A 13,433-nucleotide genomic window follows, 5' to 3' on the forward strand; every position below is an offset into this window, starting at 1 on the left:
TCATGCGGTTTCGAAACCGCGTTGGAAGCGCATTCAAATGCGCTTTTCCCAAGCCGCTTCGAAGCGGCTTCCCCCGCTCCGGCTCAGATGCCGCGCAACAGAGCCCCGAGCCGGTTCATCCCGTCCTCGATCATCGCGCCATCCGCGCAGGAAAACGCCAGCCGCAGCGTGTTCTCGCCCGTTCCATCCGCATGAAACGCCCGGCCCGGCACGAAGGCGAGGTTCTTTTCCTCGATCGCGCGGGCCAGCAGATCGCCCGCATCCATCCCTCTCGGCAGGATCAACCAGATGAACATGCCCCCCTCGGGCCGGGTCCATTCCACACCGTCGGGCATATGCCGGGCCAGCGCCGCCAGCATCGCATCGCGCCGCGCCTTATAGGCATCACGAATTCTGTCGACATGGGTGTCGAAACAGGTCTCCGCCACTTTGTGAATGGCCATCTGGTTGATCGTCGCGCTGTGCAGATCGGCAGCCTGTTTCATCAGCACAAGCTGCTGGATCACGGGGCTTGCCGCCACCACCCACCCGACACGAAGACCGGGTGACAAGGTCTTGGAAAAGCTGCCACAATAGACGGTACGGCAAGCTTCCAGATTACCTTTCCGGGCCAGTTCCAGCGCCAGGATCGGTGACACCGGATCGCCATCATAGCGCAAGCTCTGATAGGCGGCGTCCTCCAGCACCATGCAATCCAGCTCCTCGGCCAGATCGAGCAGCTTTTCGCGGCCTTCACGGTCCACGGTTTCGCCCGTGGGATTGGCAAAATCGGGTGAAAGGTAAAGGAATTTCACCTCCCCACCCTCGGCCTCCGCTGCAGCGCGATAGTCTTCCGCCGCGCGATTGGTGTGGATATGCAGCCGGTCATAGCGCGGTTCATAGGCGTTGAACGCCCCGAGCGCGCCCATATAGGTCGGCCAGCCCACCAGGGCGGTATCGCCGGGCGACAGCATCAGCTTGCCCAGATAATCCAGCGCCTGCTGCGAGCCGCTGGTGATCAGCACGTTTTCCGGCCCGCAGGGAACGCCGATCTTGCCCATCTCCGCCGCGATCCAGCGGCGCAGCGGCAGATAGCCCTCGGACACGGAATATTGCAGGGCCTGGTTGGGGACCTCGGTCAGCACCTGACTGTAGGCGGTGGCGAATTCCGCCTTGGGAAACAGCGCCGCGTCCGGGATGCCGCCGGCAAACGACAGGATGCCGGGCCGGTCCAGCAGTTTCAGAAGCTCGCGGATTTCCGAGGCCTTCATGCGGGTGGTGCGGGTAGCGAAGCGCTGCGCGAGACTCATGGGCGGGATCCTCCTCGACCCGGGAGCCTACGCGCGCCGAAAAATAAGTCAACAAGATTGACCTAAAGGGCCGATGCGGACCTATTCGGGCCGGAGCAGCCTTGTAAACAGCCCGTCCAGAAAACTGCCCGCTTCGGCCAGCGGATCGTGGCCGGGGCCAAGCACCGCGCGCACCTGCACGTCGAAATCCGCGTAATGCTGCGTCAGCGCCCAGATGGAGAAGAGCAGGTGATGCGGGTCGAGATCGGCGATCTTTCCGGCAGCGATCCAGCCACGGATGACGGCGGATTTCTCCTCCACCAGATCGCGCAGCTCGCCTTCCAGCGCGCCGATCATCCGCGGCGCGCCCTGGATGATCTCATTGGCGAAGAGACGGCTTTCGCGGGGGAAATCGCGGCTCATCTCCAGCTTGCGGCGCACATAGGTCATCAGTTCCTCGACCGGTTCGCCGTCCGGGTCCAGATCGCGCAGCGGGTCGAGCCATGTGGTCATCAGTTCGGTCAGCAGGCTGACATGGATGGCCTCCTTGGAGGGGAAATAATACAGCAGGTTCGGTTTCGACAGCCCCGCCTCGGCGGCGATTTGGTCCAGCGTTGCGCCGCGAAACCCCTGACGAGAGAATACCTCAAGCGCCGCGTCGAGAATCGCCTGTGTGTTCTTGCGCTGAATGCGGGTCTTGGGCGGTTGAACTTTCACGGTCATCAGCATCACATTCCTGCGGTTTCGGGCCGAACCCTTGCGATAGACGGTTCCAACAGCGCCGCCAAGACCCGCAAGAAACAGGTTTTTCGCCTATTTGGCCCGCGAATGCCAATCCTTTGGGTGCAAAATCTTGACTGGTCCTATCCCTTTGATAGCGTGTTCTTGACCAGTTGGTCAAAACAGGAATGAAAAGGGCCGGGCACGCATCCGGTCCGCATGACAGGGAGAGCCACCATGTCCGCCCCCGGCGAAAACCTCAAGATCAATGGCGCGCGTCTTTGGGACAGCCTGATGGAGATGGCCAAGATCGGCCCTGGTATCGCGGGCGGAAACAACCGGCAGACCCTGACCGATGACGATGCCAAGGGCCGCGCGCTGTTTCAGAGCTGGTGCGAGGCGGCGGGCTGTTCGATGGGGCTCGATGAGATGGGCAACATGTTCGCCCGGCGCGAGGGCACGGACCCCGACGCGCTGCCGGTCTACATGGGCAGCCATCTGGATACGCAGCCCACGGGCGGAAAATATGACGGGGTTCTGGGCGTGCTCGGCGGGCTGGAAGCGTTGCGTACCATGAACGACCTTGGCATCAAGACGAAACACCCGATCGTGCTGGTGAACTGGACCAATGAGGAGGGCACCCGCTTTGCCCCGGCCATGCTCGCCTCGGGCGTTTTCGCCGGCAAGCACACGCAGGATTGGGCCTATGACCGGGTCGATGCCGAGGGCAAGCGCTTCGGCGATGAACTGGAACGCATCGGCTGGAAGGGCGAGGAAAAGGTCGGTGACCGCAAGATGCACGCGATGTTCGAGCTGCATATCGAGCAGGGCCCGATTCTGGAGGCCGAGGGCAAGGATATCGGCGTTGTCACCCACGGGCAGGGGCTGCGCTGGATCGAATGCACCGTGACCGGCAAGGAAAGCCACACCGGATCGACCCCCATGCATATGCGCAAGAATGCGGGCCGTGGCCTCGCGCTGATCACCGAGCTGGTGCATGAAATTGCGATGAAGAACCAGCCCAATGCCGTGGGCGCCATCGGCCATATCGACGTCTACCCCAACAGCCGCAACATCATTCCGGGCAAGGTTGTCTTTACCGTCGACATGCGCACCCACCTGCTGGACAAGCTCAACGCCATGGTGGCTGAGCTGATGGAACGTGCGCCGAAGCTGTGTGAAGAGATCGGCGTGAGCTTCGAGTGCGAGATCGTCGGCCAGTTCGACCCGCCCGCCTTCGACGAGGGCTGCGTGAATGCCGTGCGCGACGCGGCCAAGCGGCTCGGCTTCAGCCATATGGACATTGTCTCGGGCGCGGGCCACGATGCATGCTGGATCAATGACGTGGCCCCCACGGCGATGATCATGTGCCCCTGCGTCGACGGCCTCAGCCATAACGAGGCCGAGGAAATCAGCCCCGAATGGGCCGAGGCCGGCGCGAATGTTCTCTTCCACGCTGTCGTGGAAACCGCGGAGATTGTTGAATGAATTCAAGACTGATCGTTGCCGGGATTGTGGCTCTGACGGCCCTGGGCGGCTGCGTGAATACCGGGATCACCCCCACCAGCCGGGACCAGGTGCCGCAAGCGGTCTGGAACCGCGTGCCGCCCGGAACCCCGGTGCAGAACATCCAGCAGGGCACCGTCGACGGCTGCTACTGGTACCTGCGCCACGGCCCGCTGGAAACGGTCTGGGTGCCCGTGCGTGACATCGAAAGCGTCCCGATCTGTACGTGATCTGACGCAAACAGGGAGACAACATAATGACCACCAAAGTCATCAAGGGCGGCATGGTCTGCACCGCCGACCGCACCTGGAAGGCCGATGTGCTGATCGAGGACGAGAAGATCAAGCAGATCGGCGAGGATCTGAAGGGCGATGAATATGTCGACGCCGAGGGGGCCTATGTGATCCCCGGCGGTATCGACCCGCATACGCACCTTGAGATGCCCTTCATGGGCACCACGGCGGCCGAGACCTTCGAGACCGGAACCTGGGCGGCGGCCTGTGGCGGCACCACGATGCTGGTGGATTTCTGCCTGCCCGGCGCGGATGGGTCGATCAAGAACGCGATCCATGAATGGCACCGTAAGTCTGCTCCGCAGATCTGCGCCGATATCGGCTATCACATGGCCGTCACCGGCTGGAATGAAAGCGTCTTCAACGAGATGAAGGACGCGGTCGATATGGGCGTGAACTCCTTCAAGCATTTCATGGCCTATAAGGGCGCGCTGATGATCGAGGATGACGAGATGTTCGCCTCGTTCAAGCGCTGCAAGGAACTGGGTGCGCTGCCCATGGTCCATGCGGAAAACGGCGATTTGGTCGCGGATATGCAGGAACAGATGATCGCGCAGGGCATCACTGGCCCCGAGGGTCACGCCTATTCCCGCCCGCCCGAATTTGAGGGCGAGGCCGCGAACCGCGCCATTACCATCGCCGATGCGGCGGGTGTGCCTCTCTACATCGTTCATGTCTCCTGTGAACAGGCGCATGAGGCGATCCGCCGGGCGCGGCAGAAGGGCATGCGCGTTTATGGTGAGCCTCTCATACAATTCCTAACACTTGATGAAACCGAGTATTTCAACAAGGACTGGGACCACGCCGCGCGCCGGGTGATGAGCCCGCCGTTCCGCTCGAAGGACCATCAGGACAGTCTCTGGGCGGGGCTTCAGGCTGGCAGCCTGCAGGTTGTGGCCACCGACCACGCCGCGTTCAATACCGAACAGAAACGCGCGGGCCGGGACGATTTCCGCATCATTCCCAATGGCTCGAACGGGCTGGAAGAACGGCTGGCGGTGCTGTGGACCGAAGGCGTGGAAACCGGCCGCCTGACGCCCAACGAATTCGTTGCAGCCACTTCAACGAATGTCGCCAAGATCTTGAATATCTATCCGAAAAAGGGTGCCATCGTCGAAGGGGCCGATGCCGATATCGTGGTCTGGGATCCGAAGATCACCAAGACGATCAGCGCCTCGAACCATCATTCGATCCTCGACTACAACGTGTTCGAAGGCTTCGAGGTCAAGGCGCAGGCGCGTTATACGCTGAGCCGGGGCGAGGTCATCTGGGCCTGGGGCCAGAACAGCCAGCCGCAGCCCGGCCGGGGCCGGTTCGTGCCGCGCCCGGCCTTCCCCTCGGCGCATGAGGCGCTGTCGAAATGGAAGGCGCTGACCGCGCCCAAGCAGATCCAGCGCGACCCGCTGAACATTCCGGCGGGGATCTGATTATCGTTTGAAAACAATCCGCTCCGGGGCATTCTCGGGGCGGTTCAATAAGCCGGAACCGGGCAAAACCGGGCAGCCAAAGGGAATGGGTGTGAGCCAGGACACTGTGATCAAGGCCGAGGGCCTCAACCTCGTCTTCGAGACGAATGACGGCCCCGTACATGCGCTGAAGGATGTCGACCTGGAGATCGACAAGGGTGAATTCGTCAGCTTCATCGGCCCCTCGGGCTGCGGCAAGACCACCTTCCTGCGCTGTATCGCGGCGCTGGAAACGCCGACGGGTGGCAGCCTGAGCGTGAACGGGATGAGCCCGGATGAGGCCCGGAAAAGCCGCGCCTATGGCTATGTCTTTCAGGCCGCCGGACTGTACCCCTGGCGCACCATCGCGGGCAATATCAAACTGCCGCTGGAGATCATGGGATATAGCCGCGCGGATCAGGAAGACCGCGTGAAGAACGTTCTGGAACTCGTTGATCTTGCAGGGTTTGGTAAGAAATACCCCTGGCAGCTATCGGGTGGGATGCAGCAGCGCGCCAGCATCGCGCGGGCGCTGGCCTTCGACGCCGATATCCTGCTGATGGACGAGCCGTTCGGGGCCTTGGACGAGATCGTGCGCGACCATCTGAACGAGCAACTTTTGCAGCTTTGGGCACGCACGAACAAGACCATTGGCTTCGTCACCCACTCGATCCCCGAGGCGGTGTATCTCTCGACCAAGATCGTGGTGATGAGCCCGCGACCGGGCCGGATCACCGACATCATCGACAGCCCGCTGCCGAAGGAACGCCCCCTCGATATCCGCGATACGCCGGAGTTTCTGGAGATCGCCCACAGGGTGCGGGAGGGGCTGCGTGCCGGTCATGCCTATGACGATTGAGGCGCTGAAAATGGGGGGGTGCCCCCCGTACACCCCCTGTACACCCCCCGTACACCCCTCGTGCAGACAAATGGCGACGGGGGCGGGTCATGCGTAACCTGCTGCCCATTCTGACCATCGTCGCGGTGATCCTCGGGCTCTGGTACCTCGCCGTCGGTCCGATGAACTTCCGTCTGGCGCTTGATGCGGCGACGCGGGGCGGGGCCGATGTGACGCCCGCCACACCCGATGAACAGGGGCAGACGGGGCTCCTTCGGCTGATGCTGGACAATCCCGACGTGATGCCTGCCGCCTACGCGTTCGAACGCCCGCGCCTGCCGCAGCCGCAGGATGTGGTTGTGGAGATCTACGAGAACACGATCGGGCTGGCCCGGCGCTGTGAATGGCAGGGGTTCGGGGCGGAGCGGGACAACTGGTCTCCTCTGTCGGATGGCTGCCTCAGGGTGATCGAGAACCGCCGGTCGCTGATCTTCCACGCCTGGCAAACGCTGGCGCCGACTTTGCTGGGGTTTGCTATTGGCACCGGGCTTGGCATCCTGCTGGCCGTGGGGATCGTTTATAACCGGACGATGGATCTGAGCGTGATGCCCTGGGCGATTGCGTCGCAGACCATCCCCATTCTGGCGATTGCGCCGATGGTGATCGTGGTGCTGAACGCCGTGGGCATCCAGGGGCTGCTACCGAAATCGCTGATCTCCAGCTATCTCAGCTTCTTCCCGGTCGTGGTCGGCATGGTGAAGGGGCTGCGCAGCCCCGGACCGATGGACCTTGACCTGTTGCGGACCTATTCGGCCAGCGGCGCTCAGGAGTTCTGGAAGCTGCGGCTGCCGAGCTCTCTGCCCTATCTCTTCGCGTCGCTGAAGATCGGCATCGCCGCAGCTCTGGTCGGCACCATCGTGGCAGAGCTGCCCACGGGCGCGCGGTTCGGGCTTGGATCGCGTCTGCTGACCGGCAGCTATTACGGGCAGACCGTGCAGATCTGGGCGGCGCTGTTCATGGCGGCGATCTGCGCGGCCCTACTGGTCTGGCTGATCGGGGCGGTTGAGAAACGGACGCTGACACGGTTGGGATTGGTGCGATGAGCGGGACAGAGGCGGGGAAATTCCTTGGAAGGAATTTGCAAAGCTCTTCGAAGAGCTTTCTTGCGCCCGTGGTCGCGGCCATCGCCCTTGCCGGGGCGGGGGCGCTGCTGGATTGGCGGTTGGGCCTGGTGCTGGCGGTGTGGCTGGCGGCCTGGGGGCTGAACATCGTGCTGACCGAAAGCGGCAGCCCGGGACGGCGCTTCGTCGTTCCCACCATTTTCGGCATCACGCTGCTGGTGCTGTGGCAGATGTCGGTGCGTCTCTTCGATATCAGCCAGGTCATCCTGCCCGCGCCCACGGATATCTGGGGGGCAATCACCACCTCCGGACCGATCCTGTGGGCCGATTTCGTGCAAACCGTGGTGAAAGGCGCGCTGTCGGGTTACATCATGGGTGCGGTGCTGGCCATCGCCACGGCCATTGCGGTGGACCGGTCGCAGTTTCTGCAACGGGGCCTGCTTCCCGTCGGCAACTTCATCGCGGCGCTGCCGATTGTGGGCACGGCGCCCATCCTGGTCATGTGGTTCGGCTTCGGCTGGCAGTCCAAGGCCGCTGTCGTCGTGGTCATGGTGTTCTTCCCCATTCTGGTGAACACGGTGGCGGGGTTGAAGGAAACCGATGCCATGCAGCGCGACCTGATGCGGACCTATGCGGCGAGTTACTGGCAGAGCTTTGCCAAGCTGCGCCTGCCCGCGGCGCTGCCCTTCATCTTCAACGGGCTCAAAGTTTCGACAACGCTGGCGCTGATTGGTGCTATCGTGGCGGAATTCTTCGGCTCGCCCATTGTCGGCATGGGGTTTCGCATCAAGACCTCGTTCGGCACGCTGGAACTGGCTATGGTCTGGGCAGAGATTGCCGTGGCCGCGGTGGCGGGGTCCGGCTTTTACGGTTTGGTGACGCTGGCGGAGAAACGGCTCACCTTCTGGCACCCGTCGCAACGGACGGGACGATAAACGACAACAGAGATCCAACACTCGGAGGTAAGACAATGAAGAAACTGATGACATCGGCGCTGGCCCTTGGCCTTGCGACCGGCGCGGCTTCGGCTGACGAGGTGACGCTGCAGTTGCAGTGGGTCACGCAGGCGCAGTTCGCGGGCTACTATGTGGCGCTGGAGAACGGCTATTACGAGGAAGAAGGGCTCGACGTGACGATCCAGCCCGGCGGCCCCGATATCGCACCGCCGCAGGTGCTGGCCGGTGGCGGCGCCGACGTGATGCTGAACTGGATGCCCTCGGCTCTGGCGGCCCGTGAACGCGGCCTGCCGGTGGTCAATATCGCGCAGCCCTTTGCCCGCTCGGGCCTGATGCTGACCTGTTGGGCGGATTCGGGCATCACCGAGCCTGCGGACCTTGCAGGCCACACCATCGGCGTCTGGTTCTTCGGCAACGAATACCCGTTCCTGAGCTGGATGTCGCAGCTTGGAATCCCGACCGATGGGTCCGAGGGCGGCGTGACCGTTCTGCAGCAGGGCTTCAACGTCGATCCACTGTTGCAGCGGCAGGCGGACTGTATCTCGACCATGACCTATAACGAATATGGTCAGGTGCTGGATGCGGGCGTCAGCCCCGATGACCTGATCACCTTCCAGTATGAGGATCAGGGCGTTGCGACGCTGGAAGACGGCATGTGGGTGCTGGAAGAGAACCTGGAAGACCCGGAATTCGTCGACCGTATGGCCCGCTTCGTGCGCGCCTCGATGCGCGGTTGGGACTGGGCCGAGGAGAACCCGGACGAGGCGGCGATGATCGTGCTGGATTATGACGAGACCGGCGCCCAGACCGAGTCGCACCAGGTGCGGATGATGAGCGAAATCGCCCTGCTGACCGCCGGATCCGACGGGCGTCTGGACGAGGCTGCTTATCAGCGGACGGTGGATACCCTGCTGGCCGGCGGCTCTGACCCGGTGATCACGGCGGAGCCCGAGGGGGCCTTTACCCATGTGGTCACCGATATGGCGCTTGGCCAGTAACAGCGACCTTTAATCAAATTGTGGCGCGGTCCTCTGGCGAGGGCCGCGCCGCTTTATTCTGGAGCCCGTGGCGACGCGATACGTCTAGGCCGGGCGGGGTATTGGGTTGAAAGGGATCGGATTTAGGCGTTTGGTCAGAACCATGTTAGGCTGCCCTTCTTTGGGAGGACGAGATAATGGCAATGACGGTTCAGGTGATTTACCCCACCGGCGAGGGCAAGACCTTCGACTATGAGTATTACGTCGAGACGCACCTGCCGATGGTGGGAAAGGTGATGGGGCCGCATGGGCTGGCCGATGCCATGGTGACCAAGGGGCTGGCGGGCGGGCCGGATGCGCCGCCGGGATATTTCGCCGTAGCGACGCTGATGTTTCCCGATGAGGCGACCATGAAAGCCGGGCTTGGCGCGGCGGGTCCGCTGTTGGAGGACATTCCCAACTTTACAAATGTACAGCCTGACATGCTGATCGGCACGACGCTGTAAAGCTGCCATCAAGGCTTTGCCAATAAACGGGTTTTCTGTTAATCCATCGGTGTGAAACCCGAGGGGAGTGGCCTGATGCGCGACCGGCAAAATCCGGTGCGGCGGCAATCGCTGACCGGCACACGCATTCGAGAGAGGCGTCTTGCGCTGGCAATGCGGCAGAGCGATCTGGCGCAGGCGGTGGATATTTCGGCGAGCTATCTGAACCTCATCGAACACAACAAGCGCAAGATCGGCGGCAAGCTGGTTCTGGACCTCGCGCGGGCGCTGAAGGTGGAACCGTCGCGCCTGACCGAAGGCATGGACGCAACCTTGTCGGACATGTTGCAGGCCGCCGCGCGGGACACGGTGCGCAGTTTCGGCCCGCCTGCCGAGACCGACCGGATCGACGAACTGGCGGGGCGCTTCCCCGGCTGGACCGGGCTGATCGGGGAACAACAAAAACGCATCGCGGCGCTGGAGGCGGCGGTAGAGGGCCTGCAGGACCGGCTGAGCCATGACCCGGTGCTGGCGGAATCCATGCATGAGGTGCTGTCGACGGTGGCCGCGATCCGCTCGACCTCGGACATTCTGGTGCGCGAGCCTGATCTGGACGCGCAATGGCGCGGGCGGTTCCATCGCAACCTGCATGAAGAGGCGGAGCGCCTGTCGGCCAGCGCCACGGCATTGCTGGCGCATTTCGAGGGGCAGGGGGCGCGGGCGGAAACGCTGTCGACCCCGCAGGAGCAGGTGGAGGCGGTGTTCGAGCTGGCGGGCCACCATTTCCCCGAGATCGAGGCGGGCGGCGCGGCGGCGATCCCCGAGGTTCTGGGCCGAATGGTTACGCTGGCCGATGACGATGCCCGCGATCTGGCGGCCCGCCACCTGGCGCGCTATGCGGCGGATGCGGCGCGGCTGCCGCTCGGCGAGGTTCTGGCCGCGGCGGCGGAGGTGGATTTCGACCCGCAGGCCCTGTTGCCGCTGGCAGGCGGCGATGCGGCGCTGCTGCTGCGGCGGCTGGCGGCGCTGCCGCAAGGGGGCGCGCAGGCGGTGCCGGGTTTCGGGCTGGCCACCTGCGATGCCTCTGGCGCGCTGATCTTCCGCCGTCGCATCAATGCCTTCTCGATCCCGCGTTACGGGTCGGGTTGTCCGCTCTGGCCGCTTTACCGGGCGCTTGGGCGGCCCATGGTGCCCGACAGCGCGGTGCTGGACCTGCCAGATGGCAGCCGCTTCCGGGCCTGGGCCGTGTGCCAGCCCATTGGACCGGCGGGCTTCGGGGCGGAACCGGTGATGGAGGCCACGATGCTGCTGCGCGCGCTGCCCGACGATGCGCCCGCCAGCCCCGGTGCGGTGCCGGTCGGTCCGGGCTGTGCGCTGTGCCCGCGAGAGGCCTGCGCCGCGCGTCGGGCAGGAGGGCGTTTTGGCTAGGGACATATTCGGAAGGTCCAACAAGTATTTGACAATGGCCGGGGCATCGGCAAGCTAGGCGTCCAATCCAAACGGGGCAGGGAGGGTCCAGCTTGGGGCGCCGCGTTCTTCTCGTCGAGGACGAGATCAACATATTCGAGGCGATCAGCTTCCTGCTGTCCCGTGACGGGTGGGAGGTGTCCGGCCATGGCAATGGCGCGACCGCGCTGGACGAGATTTCGCGGCTCGACCCCGATGTGCTGGTGCTGGACGTGATGCTGCCCGGGCGGTCCGGTCTGGATATCCTGCGCGACCTGCGCAAGCAGCCTGAAACCGCTGATTTGCCGGTGCTGATGCTGACGGCAAAGGGCCAGTCCAAGGACCGGGATCTTGCCCTGGCGCTTGGGGCCAATGCCTATCTGACCAAGCCCTTTTCCAATTCCGAGATGGTGGAGACCCTGAACAGGGTGGCGACAGGCGGGCAAAAGGCCGGGACATGAGCCGCCGCCTGTTTCTCGAACGCCGCACCTACCGGCGCAACCGCCTGCAGGACGCGGCGCGGCTGGCCCCGGTTCTGGGGGCGTTCCTGTTCTTCGGGCCGGTTTTCATCCTGACCTCCGACACCGGGGTGAGCGGCGGCACCTCCGGCTGGCTGGTCTATTTCCTGGGCGTGTGGTTCGGGCTGGTGATCCTGTCGGCGGCCCTGTCCTATGCCATTGGCCGGGTGTTTCCGGGCGAAGACGGCGCCTGGCCCCCGTCTGACGGGTCGGAGGGCGGCTGATGCTGTCGCTCGACGGTCTGGTTGCCATTTGCATTCTTTATGTGGTGGTGCTGTTTGGCATTGCCTTTCTGGCCGAGAAGAAAGCCACCGAGGGCAATGCCCGCTGGCTCAATTCGCCCTTCGTCTACACCCTGTCGCTGTCGATCTACACCACCGCCTGGACCTTTTATGGTGCGGTCGGATCGGCGGCGCGGTCGGGGCTGGAGTTCATGACGATCTACCTTGGCCCGACGCTGGTCTTCATCGGCTGGTTCTGGCTGCTGCGAAAGATGGTCAGGATCGGGCGGGCGCAGCGGATCACCTCGATCGCCGACATGATTTCCAGCCGCTACGGCAAATCGGGCGCACTGGCGGCGCTGGTCACCGTGCTGGCGGTGATCGGCACCACGCCCTATGTGGCGCTGCAATTGCAGTCGGTGACGCTGTCCTTTTCGGTCTTTGCCGATCCGGGCGAGTTCGCGGCCCTTGGCACCGACACCACCGCGGTCTGGGTCGCGGGGGGGCTGGCGCTGTTCACGATCATCTTCGGCACCCGCAGCCTGGATGTGAACGAACGCCACCCCGGCCTTGTGTCCGCCATCGCGCTGGAGGCCATCGTCAAGCTGGCGGCGCTGCTGGCCGTGGGGGTCTTCGTGGTCTGGGGCGTGGCAGAGGGGCCTGCGGATATCCTCGCGCGGATCGACGAGAGCCCGATTTCGGAATGGAGCTCGAACGGCGCCAGATGGGTGGGGCTGACCACGCTTTCCGCCGCCGCCATCCTGTGTCTGCCGCGCATGTTCCAGGTTCTGGTGGTGGAAAACGCCAATGAGGGGCATCTGGCCACCGCCTCCTGGGCGTTCCCGCTTTACCTGCTGCTCATGTCGCTCTTCGTGTTGCCGATTGCGGTGGTGGGGTTGCAGGTGCTGCCCGAGGGCGCGAACCCGGACCTTTACGTGTTGACGCTGCCCTTGGCCTTCGATCAGGACATGCTGGCGCTGCTGGTGTTTCTGGGCGGTTTTTCCTCGGCCACATCCATGGTGATCGTGGCGGCGCTGGCGCTGTCGACCATGCTGTCGAACCATATCATCGTGCCGATCTGGCTGTGGGTCACCAAAGGCGAGGACCCGATGTCGGGCGATATGCGGCGCGTGGCGCTGATGGCGCGGCGGCTGTCGATCATCGGGGTGCTGTTCCTTGGGCTAATCTACTACCGCAGTTCCGGCGGCTCGGTGGCGCTGGCCTCGATCGGGCTCATTGCCTTTCTGGGTGTGAGCCAGGTGCTGCCGGCGCTTCTGGGCGGCATCTTCTGGCGCGGGGCGACGCGGGCGGGGGCAATGGCCGGGATCGCGGCGGGCTTTGCCATCTGGGCCTGGGTTCTGCTGATGCCCAATGCGGCGACCTCCGGGCTGATGCAGGGGATGCTGGAAAACGGCCCCTTTGGCATCGAGTGGCTGCGGCCCTCCACCCCGCTTGGCATTCGGGGGGCGGACCCGCTCTTGACGGCGATGGTGCTGTCGCTCGGGGTCAATACATTTCTCTTTACCTTCGTGTCGCTGATCACCTTCCCCTCGCCGATGGAACGGCTGCAAGGCGCGCAATTCGTCAATGTGTTCGACCATTCCGCGCCAACGCCGGGCTGGCAGGGGGGCGCGGCGGC

The 13,433-nt window shown here is 63.8% G+C and carries 14 protein-coding genes; 12 read left to right on the top strand and 2 right to left on the bottom strand.

All coding sequences use genetic code 11. From position 1 onward, the window contains the following. Nucleotides 1–83 precede the first annotated feature (83 nt). Together BKY26_RS09300 and BKY26_RS09305 are read right to left on the bottom strand one after the other, a co-directional pair. Complete coding sequence (locus BKY26_RS09300) at nucleotides 84–1,289, bottom strand: aminotransferase-like domain-containing protein (protein WP_071690121.1); 1,206 nt, start codon at nucleotides 1,287–1,289, stop codon at nucleotides 84–86. Nucleotides 1,290–1,370: 81 nt separating this feature from the next. After that, entirely contained in the window at nucleotides 1,371–1,991 is a 621-nt protein-coding gene (locus BKY26_RS09305; protein WP_071690131.1) for a TetR family transcriptional regulator C-terminal domain-containing protein, read from the bottom strand. A gap of 234 nt (nucleotides 1,992–2,225) precedes the next feature. Between BKY26_RS09305 and BKY26_RS09310 the strand changes: the two genes are divergently transcribed. The 12 genes from BKY26_RS09310 to BKY26_RS09365 all read left to right on the top strand — a co-directional run. Continuing rightward, on the top strand, nucleotides 2,226–3,476 hold the full coding sequence (locus BKY26_RS09310) for a Zn-dependent hydrolase (protein WP_071690122.1): 1,251 nt from the start codon (nucleotides 2,226–2,228) through the stop codon (nucleotides 3,474–3,476). Then, on the top strand, nucleotides 3,473–3,724 hold the full coding sequence (locus tag BKY26_RS09315; protein WP_071690123.1) for a 2-oxoacid:acceptor oxidoreductase family protein: 252 nt from the start codon (nucleotides 3,473–3,475) through the stop codon (nucleotides 3,722–3,724). The genes BKY26_RS09310 and BKY26_RS09315 overlap by 4 nt, the downstream gene beginning before the upstream one ends. 26 nt (nucleotides 3,725–3,750) lie before the next feature. After that, entirely contained in the window at nucleotides 3,751–5,214 is a 1,464-nt protein-coding gene (hydA, locus tag BKY26_RS09320; RefSeq protein WP_071690124.1) for a dihydropyrimidinase, read from the top strand. Nucleotides 5,215–5,305: 91 nt separating this feature from the next. Beyond that, on the top strand, nucleotides 5,306–6,091 hold the full coding sequence (locus tag BKY26_RS09325) for an ABC transporter ATP-binding protein (RefSeq protein WP_071690132.1): 786 nt from the start codon (nucleotides 5,306–5,308) through the stop codon (nucleotides 6,089–6,091). A gap of 89 nt (nucleotides 6,092–6,180) precedes the next feature. Continuing rightward, entirely contained in the window at nucleotides 6,181–7,173 is a 993-nt protein-coding gene (locus BKY26_RS09330) for an ABC transporter permease (RefSeq protein WP_071690125.1), read from the top strand. Further along, on the top strand, nucleotides 7,170–8,126 hold the full coding sequence (locus BKY26_RS09335; RefSeq protein WP_083431387.1) for an ABC transporter permease: 957 nt from the start codon (nucleotides 7,170–7,172) through the stop codon (nucleotides 8,124–8,126). The genes BKY26_RS09330 and BKY26_RS09335 overlap by 4 nt, the downstream gene beginning before the upstream one ends. A 35-nt stretch (nucleotides 8,127–8,161) precedes the next feature. Next, nucleotides 8,162–9,145, top strand: coding sequence for an ABC transporter substrate-binding protein (locus BKY26_RS09340; protein ID WP_071690126.1), 984 nt, complete (start codon nucleotides 8,162–8,164; stop codon nucleotides 9,143–9,145). 176 nt (nucleotides 9,146–9,321) lie between these two features. Then, complete coding sequence (locus BKY26_RS09345; RefSeq protein WP_071690127.1) at nucleotides 9,322–9,630, top strand: EthD family reductase; 309 nt, start codon at nucleotides 9,322–9,324, stop codon at nucleotides 9,628–9,630. A gap of 75 nt (nucleotides 9,631–9,705) precedes the next feature. Continuing rightward, entirely contained in the window at nucleotides 9,706–11,037 is a 1,332-nt protein-coding gene (locus BKY26_RS09350; protein ID WP_071690128.1) for a short-chain fatty acyl-CoA regulator family protein, read from the top strand. A 92-nt stretch (nucleotides 11,038–11,129) separates the two neighbouring features. Further along, nucleotides 11,130–11,516 carry a response regulator transcription factor gene (locus tag BKY26_RS09355; RefSeq protein WP_071690129.1) on the top strand — a complete coding sequence of 129 codons (387 nt, stop codon included), beginning with the start codon at nucleotides 11,130–11,132 and terminating at the stop codon, nucleotides 11,514–11,516. After that, a complete protein-coding gene (locus BKY26_RS09360; protein WP_071690130.1) occupies nucleotides 11,513–11,797 on the top strand; it encodes a hypothetical protein in 285 nt (94 codons plus the stop codon). Before BKY26_RS09355 ends, BKY26_RS09360 begins: the two co-directional genes overlap by 4 nt. Then, on the top strand, nucleotides 11,797–13,433 hold a 1,637-nt coding region (locus BKY26_RS09365), incomplete at its 3' end, for an SLC5/6 family protein (protein WP_483869889.1). The genes BKY26_RS09360 and BKY26_RS09365, both read left to right, overlap by 1 nt.

Origin of the sequence: Nioella sediminis (genome assembly GCF_001879695.1) — a bacterium.
Taxonomy (GTDB): Bacteria; Pseudomonadota; Alphaproteobacteria; order Rhodobacterales; family Rhodobacteraceae; genus Nioella; species Nioella sediminis.